This window comes from Chryseobacterium phocaeense (genome assembly GCF_900169075.1).
GTDB lineage: Bacteria > Bacteroidota > Bacteroidia > Flavobacteriales > Weeksellaceae > Chryseobacterium > Chryseobacterium phocaeense.
Genome location: NZ_LT827014.1, coordinates 546,884 through 564,464 on the forward strand (window position 1 = coordinate 546,884; position 17,581 = coordinate 564,464).

The 17,581-nt window shown below is 40.0% G+C and carries 17 protein-coding genes; 9 read left to right on the forward strand and 8 right to left on the reverse strand.

Annotated elements, in window-relative coordinates; genetic code table 11:
* Position 1: 1 nt before the first annotated feature.
* Positions 2-964: a T9SS type A sorting domain-containing protein gene (locus B7E04_RS04015; RefSeq protein ID WP_080777481.1), complete on the forward strand. Its 963-nt coding sequence runs from the start codon at positions 2-4 to the stop codon at positions 962-964.
* Positions 965-1,144: 180 nt separating this feature from the next.
* Positions 1,145-2,680 (forward strand): YifB family Mg chelatase-like AAA ATPase, encoded by a 1,536-nt coding sequence (locus B7E04_RS04020; protein WP_080777959.1) that lies wholly within the window; start codon positions 1,145-1,147, stop codon positions 2,678-2,680.
* A 179-nt stretch (positions 2,681-2,859) separates the two neighbouring features.
* Here B7E04_RS04020 and B7E04_RS04025 read toward each other — a convergent pair whose 3' ends face one another.
* Both B7E04_RS04025 and B7E04_RS04030 read right to left on the reverse strand, forming a co-directional pair.
* On the reverse strand, positions 2,860-3,825 hold the full coding sequence (locus tag B7E04_RS04025; RefSeq protein WP_080777482.1) for a S41 family peptidase: 966 nt from the start codon (positions 3,823-3,825) through the stop codon (positions 2,860-2,862).
* A gap of 255 nt (positions 3,826-4,080) precedes the next feature.
* Positions 4,081-5,304: a spondin domain-containing protein gene (locus B7E04_RS04030; protein WP_080777960.1), complete on the reverse strand. Its 1,224-nt coding sequence runs from the start codon at positions 5,302-5,304 to the stop codon at positions 4,081-4,083.
* Between the two features lie 368 nt (positions 5,305-5,672).
* Between B7E04_RS04030 and B7E04_RS04035 the strand changes: the two genes are divergently transcribed.
* The 6 genes from B7E04_RS04035 (at position 5,673) to B7E04_RS04065 (ending at position 9,673) form a co-directional block, all read left to right on the forward strand.
* Entirely contained in the window at positions 5,673-6,263 is a 591-nt protein-coding gene (locus B7E04_RS04035; protein WP_228439809.1) for a sigma-70 family RNA polymerase sigma factor, read from the forward strand.
* A gap of 325 nt (positions 6,264-6,588) precedes the next feature.
* The gene (locus B7E04_RS04045) at positions 6,589-7,038 is read left to right on the forward strand and encodes a YHS domain-containing (seleno)protein (RefSeq protein ID WP_080777485.1); all 450 of its coding nucleotides are present in this window, start codon (positions 6,589-6,591) and stop codon (positions 7,036-7,038) included.
* A gap of 27 nt (positions 7,039-7,065) precedes the next feature.
* Complete coding sequence (locus B7E04_RS04050; RefSeq protein WP_080777486.1) at positions 7,066-7,446, forward strand: DoxX family protein; 381 nt, start codon at positions 7,066-7,068, stop codon at positions 7,444-7,446.
* Positions 7,447-7,459: 13 nt separating this feature from the next.
* A complete protein-coding gene (locus B7E04_RS04055) occupies positions 7,460-7,948 on the forward strand; it encodes a DinB family protein (RefSeq protein ID WP_139785334.1) in 489 nt (162 codons plus the stop codon).
* Complete coding sequence (locus tag B7E04_RS04060; RefSeq protein ID WP_080777488.1) at positions 7,936-8,643, forward strand: NRDE family protein; 708 nt, start codon at positions 7,936-7,938, stop codon at positions 8,641-8,643. The genes B7E04_RS04055 and B7E04_RS04060 overlap by 13 nt, the downstream gene beginning before the upstream one ends.
* Positions 8,627-9,673: an ATP-grasp domain-containing protein gene (locus tag B7E04_RS04065; RefSeq protein WP_165439406.1), complete on the forward strand. Its 1,047-nt coding sequence runs from the start codon at positions 8,627-8,629 to the stop codon at positions 9,671-9,673. The genes B7E04_RS04060 and B7E04_RS04065 overlap by 17 nt, the downstream gene beginning before the upstream one ends.
* Before the next feature lie 74 nt (positions 9,674-9,747).
* Here the strand turns inward: B7E04_RS04065 and B7E04_RS04070 are convergent, their stop codons facing one another.
* The gene (locus B7E04_RS04070) at positions 9,748-10,221 is read right to left on the reverse strand and encodes a YdeI/OmpD-associated family protein (RefSeq protein ID WP_080777490.1); all 474 of its coding nucleotides are present in this window, start codon (positions 10,219-10,221) and stop codon (positions 9,748-9,750) included.
* Between the two features lie 76 nt (positions 10,222-10,297).
* Positions 10,298-12,508: a S46 family peptidase gene (locus B7E04_RS04075; protein ID WP_080777961.1), complete on the reverse strand. Its 2,211-nt coding sequence runs from the start codon at positions 12,506-12,508 to the stop codon at positions 10,298-10,300.
* 87 nt (positions 12,509-12,595) lie between these two features.
* Here B7E04_RS04075 and B7E04_RS04080 point away from each other — a divergent pair, with 87 nt between their 5' ends.
* Complete coding sequence (locus B7E04_RS04080) at positions 12,596-13,030, forward strand: META domain-containing protein (protein ID WP_080777491.1); 435 nt, start codon at positions 12,596-12,598, stop codon at positions 13,028-13,030.
* A gap of 94 nt (positions 13,031-13,124) precedes the next feature.
* On the opposite strand, the gene B7E04_RS04085 is transcribed toward B7E04_RS04080, so the two are convergent.
* The 4 genes from B7E04_RS04085 to B7E04_RS04100 form a co-directional block, all read right to left on the reverse strand.
* Entirely contained in the window at positions 13,125-13,550 is a 426-nt protein-coding gene (locus tag B7E04_RS04085; RefSeq protein ID WP_080777492.1) for a hypothetical protein, read from the reverse strand.
* 6 nt (positions 13,551-13,556) lie between these two features.
* A complete protein-coding gene (locus B7E04_RS04090; protein ID WP_080777493.1) occupies positions 13,557-16,103 on the reverse strand; it encodes a beta strand repeat-containing protein in 2,547 nt (848 codons plus the stop codon).
* A 4-nt stretch (positions 16,104-16,107) separates the two neighbouring features.
* Positions 16,108-16,593 (reverse strand): T9SS type A sorting domain-containing protein, encoded by a 486-nt coding sequence (locus tag B7E04_RS04095; protein ID WP_080777494.1) that lies wholly within the window; start codon positions 16,591-16,593, stop codon positions 16,108-16,110.
* Positions 16,594-16,754: 161 nt separating this feature from the next.
* Positions 16,755-17,462, reverse strand: a complete 708-nt coding sequence (locus tag B7E04_RS04100; protein WP_080777495.1) for a LytR/AlgR family response regulator transcription factor — start codon at positions 17,460-17,462, stop codon at positions 16,755-16,757.
* Between the last annotated feature and the right edge of the window lie 119 nt (positions 17,463-17,581).

Sequence of the window (17,581 nt, forward strand, 5' to 3'; positions counted from 1 at the left end):
TATGAAACCAAAACTGATTTTTTTGGCTTTTCTGTTCATGGCCTTTATGAATGTAAAAGCACAGTGTAATCCCACCATTACCAGTCCGCGAATGGGCGTACAATATCCTGACAAAATTGTATTCTGCAACAGCGAAGCGGAAACCCTTTCCACTCAAACCTTCGGAAGCTACCAGTGGTACAAACAGGAATGGACCTGGCAGACCCCGAATACCAATCCATGGGTGGCTATTCCGGGAGCAACTTCACAAATCCTGACGATCAACGGAACCAATGACCAGCTGCACTACTTTAAAGTTGCTGTTACACAAGGAGACTGTACCGCAGAAAGTCCAGCGATCATGACAGATGGGTTTGCGTACGCACTGCCCGCGATGATCAGTACCATGACTCCCGGAACCTTTGAAGTGGTAGGACAGGGCGAGCTGAATGTGTGTAACGGAGCATCCGTGAAATTTGATAATGCTTTTCCCGACCTCTATGGTACCCATGTATGGTACAGCTGTGTACCCAGCAGCCCGCCTCCCTCTCCCGGAGATCCTTGTGTAATTAGCGGAGCCACGGGAGATACTTATATAGCTACAGAATCTGGTGAATACGGATTTTATGCATGTACGGAATATTGCCCGGATCAATGTGAGTTTTTAGGAACAGGAAGTTTTGTGAAAGTGAATTTCGGAGACTGGGAGTTCTGCAGTCTCGGAACAGATGAAACAAAGCCAAAGGAGAACAGCCTCAAAATATACCCGAATCCTACCGCACAGTTTCTGTATATCGGAAAAGAATCGGATAAAATGTATAAAGAGATTTCTGTTATTGATATGTCCGGAAAAGTGGTCCTTCAGAAAAACAGCCACCGTTTCAACGAGCCTGTGGATGTCAGCAGGCTGGTTCCGGGAAATTATATTATTCTTTCCAAAGATTCAGAAGGAAATACCTACAAAAACAAGTTCATAAAGAAATAAATAGCGTCATCCTGAGTTAGTTTTTTTTAATCGCTGATGAGCCGGTACAGAGTATTTCTGTGCCGGTTTGTTTTTACGTTGATATTTTTCCAAAAATATTTTTAGAACCGGAAAATTGTGAATTTTAAAGTGAATTCTCTGAAAATTTATATTATTTATTTTTACTTCAAAAACACAATCATGCTGGTAAAAATATATGGAAGCGCCATTCACGGTGTTGCAGCGCAGACCATTACAATTGAAGTCAATGTAGATACCGGAGGGGTAGGGTATCATCTCGTAGGGCTTCCTGATAATGCCATTAAAGAAAGCAGTTACAGGATTTCTGCAGCCCTAAGAAATGTAGGGTACAAAATTCCGGGAAAGAAAATTACCATCAATATGGCACCTGCCGATCTCCGGAAAGAAGGTTCCGCCTATGACCTCAGCATAGCCATTGGAATTCTGGCCGCCTCAGACCAGATCCTTGCGGAAAATATACAGAGCTATGTCATTATGGGCGAGCTGTCTCTGGACGGAAGCCTGCAGCCTATAAAAGGAGTGCTTCCTATTGCCATCCAGTCAAGGGAAGAAGGATTTAAAGGCATTATACTGCCGATACAGAATACCCGTGAAGCAGCCATTGTAGATAACCTTGAAGTGTATGGAGCTGAAAATATAAAAGAAGTTATAGACTTTTTTAACGAAGGAAAGCCTATTAAAAGAATTGAAATTGATACCAGGAAGGAGTTTCAGCAAAAAATGAATGATTTTCCATTCGATTTTTCTGAAGTTAAAGGCCAGGAAACCGCAAAAAGAGCAATGGAAGTAGCCGCCGCAGGCGGTCACAATATCATTCTGATCGGTCCTCCGGGCAGCGGAAAAACAATGCTGGCGAAAAGAGTTCCCGGAATTTTACCTCCTTTAACACTGAAAGAAGCACTGGAAACAACCAAAATACATTCCGTAGCCGGCAAAATCGGAACAGAAACATCCCTGATGACCGTAAGGCCTTTCCGTTCTCCGCATCACACCATTTCAGATGTTGCTTTGGTAGGAGGCGGAAGTTATCCCCAGCCCGGCGAAATTTCACTGGCCCACAACGGCGTTTTGTTTCTGGACGAGATGCCTGAATTTAAAAGAACCGTTCTTGAGGTGATGAGACAGCCTCTTGAAGACCGTGAAGTTACTATTTCCAGGGCCAGATTTACCGTAAACTATCCTGCAAGCTTTATGCTCATTGCATCCATGAATCCCAGTCCCAGTGGATTTTTTCCTGATGATCCGGGAAATACCTCATCTGTTTACGAAATGCAGCGATACATGAACAAGCTTTCCGGACCTTTGCTGGACAGGATTGATATTCATATAGAAGTTCAGAAGGTTGAATTTGAACAATTGGCGGAAAAAAGAAAAGGAGAAAAAAGCTCAGAAATCAGGAACCGCGTTCTGAAAGCACGGAGTATTCAGAATGAGCGATATAAAGATCTTAATATCAGTTATAATGCTCAGATTGGCCCCAAAGAAATTGAAGCATTCTGCAGTCTGGATGATATTTCGCTCAATCTTATTAAGCTGGCTATGGAGAAACTAAATCTTTCGGCCCGGGCTTACGACAGGATCTTAAAAGTAGCCAGAACAGTGGCCGACCTAGAGGGGAGTGGGAATATTCTCCCGCATCATATTTCTGAAGCCATACAGTACAGAAGCCTGGACCGGGAGTTTTGGAATGTTTAATTTGGAGAAATCTATAGAGCAGATTGGAATTGTCCCAAAGAAAAAACTTTGGGCTCTTTTCAAAAATCTCTTATATCGGAAAAGCGGCTTTTCTAAAACACATATTAATAAGTAAGAATTACATTTTAAACGCATCTGTTTTAGAGGGCTATCTGAGAGACAAAAATGTAGTTATCATCCTATAATTTACCTTTAACAACATCAATATAATCATTTAAATGATGACTTACGACTTTTATATCTGGTAAAATACCTTTACCAACTTCAATATACTCTTTTCCATTCCTGTCCACTATATTTCCGGTTGTCAATACCAAAAATGATCCATCAGATAATTTGAACTCTGAATTGTCTGAGGTTAAGCCTTGAGTATTTGTCCCAACAATAGTTACATTTTCCTGACCAACGAAACTCGCGACCACAAATTCGCCGGAGCTTGCCGTCTTTTTATCAGTCAAAATGAAAATGGGAATATTTTTATGTTTCAGCTTTATATTCTGAATCTTTATTGTTGCAATTATTGTGTTATCAAAAAGGATATTATCTTTTTTAACTGTGTAATAACTGATTTGGCCTTTATTATCTTTAGACCCAATTACGTTTGCTTTATCTAAAAACGGTTGAACCGCTTTAAACATCGGTGAAAACATTCCACCTTCATTTCCCCGCACATCAATAACCCAGGCAATAAGTTTTTTTGAGTCCAAAGACTTAACTTTTTTATAAAAATCACTTACATAAATGTTCCAGTCACCATCATTAAAGCTACCAATTGACGGAATAGAGATGTAACCAATGTGATTATCTATAAGACTATCTTTGGGATAAGGAAATGGCTCCCCATTTTCTTTGTAAGATTTCATGTAAAAATTAACTACTTCAGGCTTGAAAAACTTCGAATGGTTATCGCCTAATTGCTCTAAACATGATATAATTACAGGGTAAACTTCTTTAATTGTTTTTTTATTGCCTAAAGAGTCAATGGCATTCTTGGTAACCTTCTGCCAGTCAATTGATCCTTTATTAACTGAATTTTGTCTCATGACTAATATGGCATCTTCCAAATATTTTCTTGGATTATCCTGGGCCATTGCTGACTGAGAGATAATTAAAAAAGAAATAATAGTAAAATATATCAGTTTCATTTTTTTCAATATTTATAAGGGGTGTAATAAAATCCATGTAAATGTATGCATTTTGTTACTTCACAAAACAATTCAATATCATGAAAGCGGAATTTTAATGAATGCAAACAAAATAGCTTATCAGGAAATTGAACCTCAAACGAGTTCATTGAACATGGACAACTTCCATATCTTAATAATCTCCTGATATAAAATAAATACCAGACAGTTTCGCTGCCTGGTATTTTTAAGTTTGAATAAATAGGTTCTGAAATTTTAATCAATGGTTACTTTAATCACATTTTGTACTGCAGGAACCGGGAAAGTATTTCCTACTTTGCTGATAGGCTTGCTTTCAGCCTGTGGTGTCCCCCCGAATAAAGCCTGTCTGTTTCCTGCTCCGGGATACTGATCAACACCTGTCCCTGAATCAAAGAGTGAAGTTTTTGAGGTAAGATCCCCTTTTGTATTCGCATCAATACCCTGTTCATTGGCATAGAACCAGTCATTGGAAAAACCAAACATCGTGACATAGGCAATTTTATCACCGGGAACGGTCGTAAACTGAGTGGAAACCTTGCTTCCCGGAGCTACAGGAGCACTGCCGGCCACATAAACGCCTTTCACATTCGGTAAGGTTTTCAGGCTGTTCTGAAGTTTTGATACATTTCCAAACTGGGCAATCTCCTTTAACCCTTTGTCCATATCGGTTTGCCCTAATTCATATACAGGGTTTTTATCGCCACTGTAGACTACTACCAAAGCAGGAGAGAGCCCGGTCATAATACCGGTATTCATATTTAGTTTAGTCACCATTTTATTGATGTTTCCCATTTGTGCAATATCCGTGATTTCAGGATTTGACAAAGCGTTTGCCGTAAAAAATGGCGTGCTGTTAAGAAGCTGGGATCCGCTATAATTGGAAACGGCCCATACGCCGGGAGAGAAAGGTGTTTCGTTGGCGGTTCCGCCTGAATTGTTGCTGATGGTCAGCGTAAACTCAGAAGACATGGCATTATAAGTAAGATTCAGCTTCATCAACTGAGAAGCGTCAACATTGGGAACAGGAGCAATTGGATTGGTTTCTGCCTGTCCGGAGGTGTCATTTTTTGTCCCGTTATCCCATAGTATTACCTGTGAAGAAACATCTCCCGTCATCGCATTTCCGTTGTCATCGAACAGCTTGATTCCCGGTTGTTTTGAAGCAAAAAACCAATCTTTGGAGGCGCCGTACATGGTTGCAAACATCAGCGCCTGTGCCTTCCCTGCACTGAATGTAAAGGAAACGGACTGCCCCGGCAGGATCACCGGGGTTCCTGTACCCTGAAAGCTTCCGCTTTCCACAAAATCTTTCGCAGTAACTACGTTTTCAAATGTGATGGTCCTCTGAACAGAGGCATTATCCATCATCATATCATCATTGTCATCACAAGAGGTAAGAATAAACGCTGTCAGTATTCCCGCCGCTAACGAAGCTGTTTTAAAAAGTTTTTTTTTCATAAATAAAATTTTTGTTACATAATCATTGTCGGAATTTCTGATCAATACTTACAAAAATTTTTATTTTTTTTAGTTTAATTTGCTTATAATCAGCATTTTGTTTTTGTGTTAAAATTAGGGTGCATCTCATTCTGTTGACGGCAAGAAGAATATTTTCTTAAATGTGAAAAGGGAAATAATTGGGTGATTTTTGGAAGTATTGAACAAAAAATATTCAATTCACAATGCTGATCTGTTCAGAGTTCACTACTTAATTATTGATTATTAAATTTCGGGTATTTACAAAGAGCAGTGGGCGGACTATTTAATAATTTTACAATACAAATGTTTTTCTGTTATATTTGCTGAACACATACATGCTTCAAATAATGAAAAAAGAAGATCCAGATTTAATTCCTGAAGAATGGGTTGATGCATTTGCAGATTTCCTTTATCACTTTGCAGTATTGAGAGTAAATTCTAAAGAAGATGCCGAAGATCTTGTACAGGAAACTTTTTTGGCGGCTTATAAGAATATTAAACAATTTGAAAACAGATCCTCTGTGAAAACCTGGCTTACGAGTATCCTGAAGAATAAAATTGTAGATTATTACAGAAAGAAAGGTAGCAGCAATCAAAGCTATGACGATTATCTGGCCCAAACGGAAACATCATTTGAAAATGCCTTTTTTAATCAGGAAAACTATGGAAGATGGAAGCAGGACATTAATAAAAACTATATTTCTGAAAGTGCAGATGCCTATATTTTAAGCAAAGAATTTTATAAAATCATGGAGTTTTGTCTTCAAAAACTACCTTCAAAATTAAAATCTGTCTTTGTAGCTAAATATATGCTGGATGAAGATGCAGAAAAAATATGTAAGGAATTTAATATTACTTCGTCTAACTACTGGGTGCTTCTTTTTCAGGCCAAAACATTATTAAGAAGTTGTCTTGAAAAAAACGAAATCACTCTGTAAAGTATGAAATTTTTTAACGATTATCTACACAACTGCGAAGAGACTTCTCTTAATATTGTAAAATCAGGAGAAACCTCACTGTCATTTTCAACGAGGCTGAAAATGAAGATTCATCTTGTTTTTTGTAAATGCTGCAGAAATTTTTCAAAACAAACAAAAATTATAGATAAGGCACTGCAGTTTCATTTCCATTCTGAACCGGACCCCATGGAAGAATATTTCAAAGCTTCCCCGGATTTAAAAAACAGAATAAAAGAAAATTTAAAAAATCTGTAGAGTTTTGTAAGGAATAAAGCCTTGTTTCGTCTAAGCTCTAAAATGAGTAATGAAAACAAAGCTTTTATTTTCCTTTCTTTTATTATTGGGTGGTTTAGTCTTTTCACAATCACTGCGAAATATTAATCATAAGAACGGCATAGCCAATTATAGGTACGATGTAGTAAGCTATTTTTACGGCAAACCCCAGGAAGGCTCTGACAAAAATATTGTAAAATACATGGGCGCAGATTATTATTTTGCGAATCCCCAAAACAAAGCCGCATTTCAGAAAGATCCGGATAAATATCTTCCGCAATATGGTGGGTACTGTGCTTTTGCGATGGGAGACAGCGGCGAAAAAGTGGAAACAAGCCCCAAAACCTATAAAATTATCAGCGGAAAGCTATATTTGTTTTACAATAAATTTTTTACCAATACTTTAACGAGCTGGAATAAGGATGAAAAAAACCTTATCATCAGGGCATCCCGAAACTGGGAAAAGTTCGCTGGGAGGTAAGGTATATGATCTGAAAAGAATAAAATAATGAAAGCGATCTGCTGGATTATTAAACTGGTCCCTGTAGTCATCATGCTGCAAACCCTTTATTTTAAATTCTCAGCCTCCCCTGAATCTGTTTATATCTTCTCAAAAATAGGAATGGAGCCTTGGGGAAGAATAGGAATAGGGATTCTGGAACTTATAGCATCGGTCTTCATATTAATTCCAAGAACCACTTTTTACGGAGCTGTATTGGGAGTTTTATTAATGGCGGGAGCGATCAGGTTTCATTTAACGGAATTGGGGATTACCGTGCAGAATGACGGAGGAAAACTGTTTTATCTGGCATTAACTGTTGCTGTATCCTGTGCGTTGTTAGTTGCTGTAAACATAAAACAAATCTCTCCCTTGTTTTCTAAAAGTTAAATTACCATCATCAATGATCAATAGTATAGACGAAAATCTTAAGGAATTGTATCGTATATTAGCAATGGTCTCTCCTGAATTATATACAAAAAAAAGCCGGTATTTATTTGGGAGCTCAATAGGGCAGCATATGAGGCATATCCTGGAAATGTATGAAGTTGTATTGGAAGGATATGTCTGCGGAAGATTTTCTTTCAACAACAGAAGCAGAAAACTGATTTTAGAAGAAAATATGGAAGAAATGCTTTCTGCTATTCAAAGAATAAATTCAGGGATCAGTAAAGAAGATAAAGAATTAATCTGTATCCTTTATGATAATGAAAACAATAAGCAAGAACTTAAAACCACCTATTTCAGGGAACTGTTGTATTGCTTTGAGCACGGAATTCATCATCAGGCTTTAATAAAAGTGGCCCTTAAAGAATTCAAATGGAAAGAGATTCCTGAACATTTCGGAGTGGCACCATCAACCATAAAATTTCGTACCTCATGTGCACGGTAAGCTTTTTTAAAACAAAAAATGCTGTCATTTTTACCTCGAACAGAGATGAAAAAAAAGATAGAGAAAAAGCAATTTTTCCTGAATATCTGGAGTCAGAAACGCAGACGTTATATTTTCCACGCGATAAAAAAGCACTCGGCACATGGTTCGTTACAGACAATGCCGGAAATACGGCCATTCTTTTGAACGGAGCTTTTAAGAACCATGAAAGTAACCCTCCTTACAAAAAAAGCAGAGGGACTGTACTTTTAGATCTAATGAAAAGAGAAAGCTTTTTAATTGCTTTTCGAGCATATGATTTATCCGGGATAGAGCCTTTTCAGCTTTTGGTTTACTCGGAGCAAAAATTATTCAGATTGCTTTGGGATGGCGGTAAAAAGCACGAAATTTTTTTAGATGAAAATAAGAATTATCTACTGTCTTCCAAAACGCTTTATAATGACAGTATTGAAGATGACAGAATCCGGGAGTTTAATAAACTCCTGAATGTAGAGAACATCAGTTCAGAACAGATACTTCATTTTCATAAAGAGCATCAAATAGAAAAAGAGCCGGGCATTAAGGAAATGGTAAAAGAAAAGCTCATGACGGTAAGCATAACTCAGCTGGTGATTACAGCACAAAGTATTGAGCTTAGTTATTATGACCTGGTACAAAACACTTCGCAAAAAGAAAAAATTGAAAAGAGAAATTGAATTTAAACTGAAATACAAATGGTATAGATTAACGCATTGGGAGTTCTGGCCAATGTGGGCTATTTATTTTCCATGCATTTTTTATTATATCTGGATTAGTCTTAAATCCAGATCTTTTGGGTTTTTTAAGGCTGTGAATCCGGCCATTCTTCACGGTGGAATGACGCTGGAAGATAAAAATTTCATCAATCAGCTTTTATTACAGAAATACAGGGCCAAATCTTTCCTGCTTCAGGATAAGATAATCCCGGAAAAAATTGAAAGTATGATGAAAGAAAACGGCCTGAAATATCCTGTTATTTTAAAACCAAACAATGGCTGCAGAGGGAGAAACGTGGAACTGATACAAAGCCGGGAACAGGTGAAAATATACCTTCAGAATTTTGGAAAAGAAGACCTCCTTTTGGAAGAATATGTTGATTATCCCAATGAAATAGGGGTTTTCTACATCAGGTTTCCTGACGAAAAAAAAGGCTTTATTAGCGGAATTGTGGAAAAAAAGGGAATTGAAGTTACAGGAGACGGTAAACAGACCCTGGGCGAATTAATACGGTATAACCTGCGGTATCATGGTTTCTATTCCGAAATTTTTCAACATGAAGGGCACGATGAAAAATATATTCCCGAAAAAGATCAGAAGGTCATTTTAAGCAGCATAGGAAACCATGCGCGGGGTGCCATATTTTATGAGGCATCAGATAGAATTTCTCCCGGACTGAATAGCTTATTTAATGAAATTTGCTCCTCTCTGGACGGATTCTATTATGGGCGGTTTGATGTTAAATTCAATACTTGGGAAGAATTAGAGGCTGGAATAAATTTTAAAATTATAGAATTAAACGGAGCTGCTGCAGAGCCTACGTTTATTTATGATCCCAGGCATTCTTATTTTTATGGCGTAAAAAAAATCATGGAGCATTGGGACTTTATGTATAAAATCGCCAGGATTAATAAGCAGAAAGGCTATCATTTTACGGATATTAAAGAATGCTGGACACTGTTGAAAGAATTTAATCCTTTTACCATTTGAGAAGTAGGTTTAATAAGTGATTATTTTAAGGGAAAGAAATACAGGCTGCAAAAGTTTTTATCATTCGTGATTTTTTATATCCCCTTTTTCCCCTCCAGAATCATCTCAATCATCCTGATTTTTCTCTTTTCCCGGGTTTCGGGTTTTTTTGCTTCTTCTATCCAGCGGATGTATTCTTTTCTGTGGGTATAGCTCATATTGTCGAACAGGGATTTAGCCTTAGGATTTTCATTAAAAACCAGGGCGATATCTTCTGCAATGTCTACCGTTCTTTCCTCCTTATCCTCGATAAGTGAAACAAAAACCTCATCACCAAAACTTTTCCCCAGTTGCTTCCTTACTTCCTGGGTCAGTCCAAGGATGTGACAATCGGATTTCATTTTGGCCAGACTTCCTCGGTATTCCACTTTCTGATCAAACGTCGCTCTGATTTTCACCTGTCCTTTTTTATGGAACAGTTCCTGAGTGGAAAAGGGAAACTCTACAAAAGCAGCATTCATCTCACCGTTTTGTTTAATGATTCCGGTAAATTCTATTCCTTGTTTCATAATTAAAGATTGAATATCCAAAAATAAAAAAACCGTGAACGCAAATTCACGGTTTTAAAAAATATATCAGAGAAGATTATTTTTTCTTTTTGGTTTTCTTAGGCAGTTCAGTGGTTCCTGAATTTTTAGTCTTGGTATCCGGAGGTGTGTTTTCTCCTCTTACAAGCTTCAATTCATCGATCAACCTTCTTGCTCCGGCATATTTGTCAATAGTCCAAAGAACGAAACGTACATCTACGTTGATCGTCTTCTGCCACTCCTGTTCAAATACGATATCGCCGCTTAGTGCCTCGCTGTTTCCGTCGAATGCAATACCAATAAGGTTTCCGTCTCCGTCAATTACCGGAGAACCGGAGTTACCTCCTGTAATATCATTGTTGGAAAGGAAGTTAACAGGCATATATCCTGCAGCATCAGCGTATTGACCGAAATCTTTAAGGTTATAAAGGTCAATCACTCTCTGTGGAAGATCAAATTCTTCATCCCCTTTCTTGTATTTTCCTACAAGACCGGTCATATCCGTATAATAGTTATCCGTAACACCGAAATAGTTTCTGTCCTGTCTTACCGGAAGCTTGTCTACTGTTCCGTACGTTAATCTCATCGTAGAGTTCGCATCCGGGTAGAATTTTTTCTCAGGCATAGCTTTCATTAATCCGGCAAGGAAAAGACGGTTGTTCTTGTTGAAGTTATCATCAACTTTAGCATATCTTTCTACACTCATTTTCTGATCAGCTACAATACCGTTTGCAATTTTCCAAAGTTGATCTGCATCCAGCTTTAAAGCATCAGGATTCAATAAGAAATTCGTAGCAGAAGTTTTATTCGCGAAAATAGAAGAATAAGCTACATTGGAAAGTGTCTTGGCATCCAGTCCCAAAATAGTAGCGGAAGCTACATCTTTATTGGTAACTCTTGACTGGTAAAGATTGGCCATAGAAGCCAGCATTTCACCTTCAAGGGAAGGGTTGAAGTTTTCGTAAGCAGCTTTGATTGCAGCTTCGGTCTTAGCCTTCATGGCTAATCTGCCCTGCATGTCCTGAGCTGCATAAGCTTTAAGAACAGATCCTACCTGTAAAGCAAGGGTAATATATTTTGCATTTCTTGAGAACTGGGTAGCATAGTTTCTTTCCACATTTCTGTCGGAAACCTGCTTATAGTACGCACCAATATCTTCTAAAATACCATCATACTCAGTATTACCCGGCATTGCAGACCATTTTCTGTACGTATCTTCTATCTTTTGCTTGTCAGAGATTGTTCCGTTTTTCTCTACCGCATCAATGGTTCCCTGTCTGTTTTTCCAGTAGTTTGCTACAGAAGCATATTGAGAAGCATAATTAAGCTGAGTTGCTTTATCCTTGTCCATATACTTTTTCATAACGTCCATAGCCAGTTTGGAAGCTTCTACCCAAGCCGGGTAATCTTTGCTTACCATCTGCTGGATTCCGTAAGAAGTAAGGTAGCGGTTTGTTCTTCCCGGATAGCCTAAGATCATAGAGAAATCCCCAGGCTTGATTCCTTTAAGGGAAACAGGAAGGAAGTGTTTAGGTTTAAGCGGAACGTTACCAGGTGCATATTCTGCAGGGTTTCCTGCTGCATCACCATATACTCTGAACACAGTGAAATCAGCAGTATGTCTTGGCCATTCCCAGTTATCGGTATCACCTCCGAATTTACCCAATGATGATGGAGGTGCACCTACCAATCTGATATCTTTGTAGTCCTGGTATACAAAATAGTAAAATTCATTTCCGTTAAAAAAATCTCTTACCACTACCGTATATTTTCCGTTTTCAGAGTTTTCAGTCTGGATTGCTTTTGTTTCAGCATCAATCACTGCTTTTCTCTCTGCACCGGTCATATTGTTATTTAGCTTAGAATTGATTCGCTGCGTAGCATCATCCATTCTTACCAAAAACCTTACATAAAGATCTTTTGCATTGAATTCGTCTTTCTGCTTCATCGCCCAGAATCCATTCTTCAGATAATCTTTTTCCGGAGTGGAAGCAGCAGCTACAGCACCGTAACCACAGTGATGGTTTGTGAAAATAAGTCCTTTATCAGAAACAATTTCCCCGGTACAGAAGCCTCCGAAGCTTACGATAGCATCTTTTAAGCTTGAATTGTTTACCGAATAAATTTCTTCAGGCGTCAGATGCAGTCCTTCTTTTTGCATATCGACCCCGTTAAGTCTTTTGATGAGCATTAACAGCCACATCCCCTCATCCGCCCTCATCTGAGCGAAGCCCAGCAAGAAAGTGAACAGTAGAAATAGTCTTTTCATTTTATAAAATAATTTTTGTGTCGCTAATTTACTAATTTTTACGATATTCTGTCCCTGGAATGGTATGAAAATGGGTGCATCATTCACATGAAAAAAATAATAGTATCATTTTTTACCGTTTTGCTTTTAGGAGCGGCAGCCGGTTGCTCGGCTATCCCCGAAAAAAATCCTGCTCTACAAAGGCAATGGATGCTTGTAGCTTTCGGAAGCTTTTCAAGAGATGAATTGATGAAGAATAGAGCGGAGGTTAACCTTATAGGTACAATAGAGAAAGGAAAAATTAAAGGTAGTGCATATATGGGCTGTAACAGTATGTTCTTTACTTCAGCATTTAAGAAAGGAGGAAAAGTGAAAATTTCCGGCGTTGGAAGCACCTTGAAAGCATGCCAGAATATGGAACTGGAAACCGCATTCGCACAAAAATTTGATAAAATGACCCGTTATTCAATCGAAGGACATTTCCTGACACTTTCAGATGATAGTGGACATTCTATGAAGTTTGTCGCTGCGGATTGGGACTAAGAACAGAATTTAATCTGTAGTGTTCAGACCATTAGGTTTTAAAATATAAAAAGTCCGCACTGAGCGGACTTTCTGCTTGAAATCTGGTTGGTTATCAGTTTTTTGGGATTGTTTTCTTTATTTCTTCTAAGGTTAAACCTGGTGTGCTCAGCAGGCCTGTGACATTTTTATTTGTGTTCTTAGAACCCGCTGTGCTCTGGGATGCCTGTCTGTTGGGAATAGAAGCTTTTATTTCAGCTAAAGTAGCTGTGTTGGATAGCTTCTTCCCGGAATCGCCGGCGGAATTAAGAGCCTGGGCTTTTGTATCCTTTTTTTTCACCTCCAGTCCCTGATCTGAAGCCAACGCGGTGGAAGATTGCTGTGGGGTGGTTTCCTGAGAGGCTTTAGCCATCTGAGCTTCACGTTCTCTGAGTTGCTTCACCACCTGTGACTGATCTTCTGCTTCCTGATCTTTCTTGCTTTCCTGAGCGGAGATGCCTATGCTTAATGCTAAAAACGCAACGATATATAGTGATTTCATGATAGTTTATTTAATGTTGACCAATACTTTAATTTTACCGGTTGAATTCTGATCGAAATCCTGAAGAGCCTTTCCGATAACCTGTCCTATTTTTACTTTTTTAGGATTAGCTCTCATAGCAGTTCCCGGTTTCGATGAGGTTACCAGAAGATCTCCTCTTTTGATCTTTCCGCCTTCCAGACATACTTTGGTAGGAATTACACCAATAACGCCCATAGGAACCTTTCCTATAAGCTCGGAATCAATATTTTCCTCTGTTAAAAGAACGCCAGGCTTGGTGGCGTAAACTCCGGCTACAAGGGTAGAGTAAGGTTGGGATGATTTTTCTACCGTACGGTCGGAATTGGTTGAGATGATTAAAATATCTCCAGGCTCGTACTCTGAAGTACTTCCTTCAACATCAAATGCTTCCGCAACGTCCGCCCCGCTGTTTTGTGTTCCGTCATTGAAATATCCTCTTCCCGCCTTATTAATACGTGCTACATTGGTCGAGGCACTCTGATAGATGGCAATATTTCCTGATGGCCCCTGATGATTAACCAGCAGGGTAGAGCCAGTACCGTTAGTTGTTACATGAACTACCGGCTGCCCGTTGGCACTATTGAAGTTGGCGAAACGACCTGCTTTCCCGGTTCCGAAATTGGGAATAAAACCTGAAACGGCATTTCCAGGTCCGTCACAGGATGCTTCTATACCGTCTCCGTTTCCTCCGGCGTTGGCAGTAATACCATTTCCGTTACCATCTGTGAGGGCCAGAACAGAAGGACCGTTACCCGTAGCATTGGAGGCATAGAACAAGCCGGCATATCCACCGGTACCTGATGATACACCATAAATCCCGGCTGTCCCGAAGTTTGCAAACTGGGACGTCACTTCGCCTTTTACAGCTGCTGATGTACCGGTAACACGGTCTACTTTGAAGTTACCCGCAATACCATTACCCACGGTTTTTACTGTTATTACATCACTCTGATTGCTTTCGTTAAATATTTCAAACCTTCCTGCTCTTCCTGTTGCAAAAGTTGGAACCCAGGCATACAGGGCATTTCCGGCACCGTCTATATTGGTTTCCACGCCGTTTCCGTCTTTACCTGCGTTGGCGGTGATAGCATTTCCGTTTCCGTCGGTTAAAGCAATTAATGAAGCTCCGTTTCCGGAAGGGTTTGAGGCATAGAATAATCCTGCCCGTCCTCCTGTTCCTGACGAAATTCCAAAGATGCCAGCCGCTCCGAAGTTCCCGAAAATAGTGTTCACTTCACCCCTTACGGCTGCTCCTACACTGTTCGTATTATCAAGTAAGAAAGAAGCTGCATTTCCCAGTGTATTATCCGGAATGCTTCCATTTCCGTTGCTTTCCACCTCAAAAGTATTTTGCAGGTTGGTGGCATTAAAGTTTTCAAACCTTCCTGCCCGTCCTGTGCTGTTATTTAAACCAACCTGTCCGTAAACACCTACACCAGTCCCGGTTGCATTGGTAGCTATAAACCCTCTTACCCCGTAGCCTCCGCCGTCATTCCGGCCTACTACTGCACCTGCTATATCACTGGTGGTCCTTCCCACTACCGCTTCACCATTTCCGCTGTTGTCAGCTATCACCCCGGCGGATGTCTGGGCACTGGTGATACCGTGGAGTGCAAATCCTGCTGCAGTAGAACTACGCACCCCGGCTCCGTTTCCTGTGGTGGTCACGTTCACTACCGTCCCGTTTCCGACACTGGAAACATTGAGGGCGTTATTATTATTCGCATTATTGAAAACAGAGATACTGGCAGGAATTCCATTGTTACTGGTTGCCGTAAGTCCGGTTCCTGTGTTGCTGTTGGCATAAACTCCGGTTCCGTTGGCGGTTGCATTTCCATAGATTCCTAATCCGTTAGGTGTAGTCCCGTAAACACCCCAGCCGCTTCCGTTCTGGCTTCCATAAACCCCTACGCCCAGTCCGCCGGTTCCGTTGTTAATACCTCGTACACCGCTGGAAAAGCCTCCCGGCGCTATATTGTTTACTATTCCTCGTACAGCCGCGACATTGGAGGTGGTAGTGTTGTTGGTTCCTTCCACAGAAGTTCCGTCTCCGTCATTAATCAGCGAAAACAGAGTTCCTGCATTGTTCACCGTATTGGTGTAAGGAATGGAAAAACTTCCGCCTCCACCCCCTGCGGATTTGGCATACATAGCATAAGGAACACTAAGCAGCTGACTGCTTCCTGTAATGGTGTAATTGGTTCCTCCTGCAGGATCGGTTTCTGTTTTCAGATAATAGCTTCCTACAGGCCAGTTGATGCTGGAGAATACCCCGGACAGAACCGTTCCTCCTCCTATTTCCAGGCTGATAAGTCCATTGGCATTGGTGTTTCCGGTCAGTCTTTCAGAATAGACCAGCGTTCCGGCCGGCGAACCTTCAAGAACACTTACTTTTACGGCGATTGCCTGATTGGTCAGCAATTGTCCGGAGCCGTTTCTCATCACGGCCTGGTAGCTCATTTTTTCCGGAGCCTGCGCATAGCCCATAAACAGGCCGAGCATAATCCCCAGAGACAGTAATATTTTTTTCATGGCGTTATTTTTTTATGACTTTAAATGTTTTCAGATTTTCCCCGTTTTTATTGATCCTCATAATGTAGACCGCTGAAGGGAGAGAGGACAGGTCAAGCTCAGATTTTGGTTGTGAGATGACATCTTTTTTGATGAGTTTGCCCTGGGAGTCAAACAGCTGGTACTCCGATCCTTTGTATGGAGTGGATGTAAAATCTACATACAGATAATCTCTGGCAGGATTCGGGTAGAGTAAAATTCCTTCCTGATTGGATACGGTTTCGCTGGACGAAAGTGTGGTGATTTCATAGGCCTGTTGTACACCTTCCAATACCTGGGAATTAGGTCCCTTGTACTGATAGGCAGGTTGCCCTACACTGTAAGAAACCGAGCCGTTGCCCCCTGATGCTGCAGTGGTTCCCGTAGCCATAACTGCCGACTGAGCATTCAGAAGACTGACGGAAAAGGTAAACAGAATGAGAAAGAAACAGTGAATAGATGTTCTTTTCATGAGTAATAGTTTTGTGGTTATTAATTGGTTATACAAGTTTTCAAGCGAAAATTTGTGATCACTAAATTACCACATATCGAAACCGGATAGGAGGAAAATAGACTAACGGTAAAAATAATCGACCAACGGCATTTTATTGCAAAAATGTTGGTACTCAGGAATTACGGGTCAAGAAAAGAGAGACTTTCTTTATAGGTTCTGCCGATGGGAAGTTTAATCTGGTGGATCAGTTCTATCTCACTACTGCTTTTACTTCGGATAAAATGTCGGGGTACGGCATAGCTGCGGTGTATCCTGATAAAGGAATCAAAAAAGCTTTTATGAAGAAGATTTCCGAGGGAATCAAGAACACAGTGTTTTTTCTCGTGAGTAACGAGTCTGGTATAATCTTTCAAAGCTTCCAGATAGAGAATGTCGGTGAGCCTGACCTGGGAAGTGCTGCCGTTTTCTTTAATCCTGATACAGTTTTCGCCGAGAAGCGCATCGAAACAGTCACATTTTTCTTTCATCTCAAAGAAATTAAAGACTTTCCCGATTGAGTGGTGAAAACGGGGTGCGTGAAGAGGCTTGGTTACAAAATCAAGGGCATCAATTACAAAAGCTTCTGCCGCGAGATCCGGATGGGCGCTGACAAAAACACAGGCAGGAATTTTATAGGCCAGTTTCCGGAATTCAATACCGCTCATCCCAGGAAGTTTGGCTTCACAGATCAAAAGGTCAATAGGGAATTCAAGATAGGGAACCGCCTTTTCTGCCGAATCAAAAGATCCGATAATCTCTATATTATCATACTGCCTGATATGATGTTGAAGAACCAGCCTGTCCAGTTCATCATCATCGATGATCATACATTTAATGTGAGAATTCATGGGGTCAATGTTAGTTTTTTACAGAATTTACAATTAATAATGTTTATTGTTCGTAAATCTGCCATATAAAGTTAATAATTTTTCACAAAAGAAAAGTATTGTCAACTTAAATTAACATT

Excerpts from the sequence above, each read along its gene's own strand:
- B7E04_RS04015 (WP_080777481.1), top strand. The coding sequence starts at position 2 with ATGAAACCAAAACTGATTTTTTTGGCTTTTCTGTTCATGGCCTTTATG.
- B7E04_RS04020 (WP_080777959.1), top strand. The coding sequence starts at position 1,145 with ATGCTGGTAAAAATATATGGAAGCGCCATTCACGGTGTTGCAGCGCAG.
- B7E04_RS04025 (WP_080777482.1), bottom strand. The coding sequence starts at position 3,825 with ATGAAACTGATATATTTTACTATTATTTCTTTTTTAATTATCTCTCAG.
- B7E04_RS04030 (WP_080777960.1), bottom strand. The coding sequence starts at position 5,304 with ATGAAAAAAAAACTTTTTAAAACAGCTTCGTTAGCGGCGGGAATACTG.
- B7E04_RS04035 (WP_228439809.1), top strand. The coding sequence starts at position 5,673 with ATGAAAAAAGAAGATCCAGATTTAATTCCTGAAGAATGGGTTGATGCA.
- B7E04_RS04045 (WP_080777485.1), top strand. The coding sequence starts at position 6,589 with ATGAAAACAAAGCTTTTATTTTCCTTTCTTTTATTATTGGGTGGTTTA.
- B7E04_RS04050 (WP_080777486.1), top strand. The coding sequence starts at position 7,066 with ATGAAAGCGATCTGCTGGATTATTAAACTGGTCCCTGTAGTCATCATG.
- B7E04_RS04055 (WP_139785334.1), top strand. The coding sequence starts at position 7,460 with ATGATCAATAGTATAGACGAAAATCTTAAGGAATTGTATCGTATATTA.
- B7E04_RS04060 (WP_080777488.1), top strand. The coding sequence starts at position 7,936 with ATGTGCACGGTAAGCTTTTTTAAAACAAAAAATGCTGTCATTTTTACC.
- B7E04_RS04070 (WP_080777490.1), bottom strand. The coding sequence starts at position 10,221 with ATGAAACAAGGAATAGAATTTACCGGAATCATTAAACAAAACGGTGAG.
- B7E04_RS04075 (WP_080777961.1), bottom strand. The coding sequence starts at position 12,508 with ATGAAAAGACTATTTCTACTGTTCACTTTCTTGCTGGGCTTCGCTCAG.
- B7E04_RS04080 (WP_080777491.1), top strand. The coding sequence starts at position 12,596 with ATGAAAAAAATAATAGTATCATTTTTTACCGTTTTGCTTTTAGGAGCG.
- B7E04_RS04085 (WP_080777492.1), bottom strand. The coding sequence starts at position 13,550 with ATGAAATCACTATATATCGTTGCGTTTTTAGCATTAAGCATAGGCATC.
- B7E04_RS04090 (WP_080777493.1), bottom strand. The coding sequence starts at position 16,103 with ATGAAAAAAATATTACTGTCTCTGGGGATTATGCTCGGCCTGTTTATG.
- B7E04_RS04095 (WP_080777494.1), bottom strand. The coding sequence starts at position 16,593 with ATGAAAAGAACATCTATTCACTGTTTCTTTCTCATTCTGTTTACCTTT.
- B7E04_RS04100 (WP_080777495.1), bottom strand. The coding sequence starts at position 17,462 with ATGAATTCTCACATTAAATGTATGATCATCGATGATGATGAACTGGAC.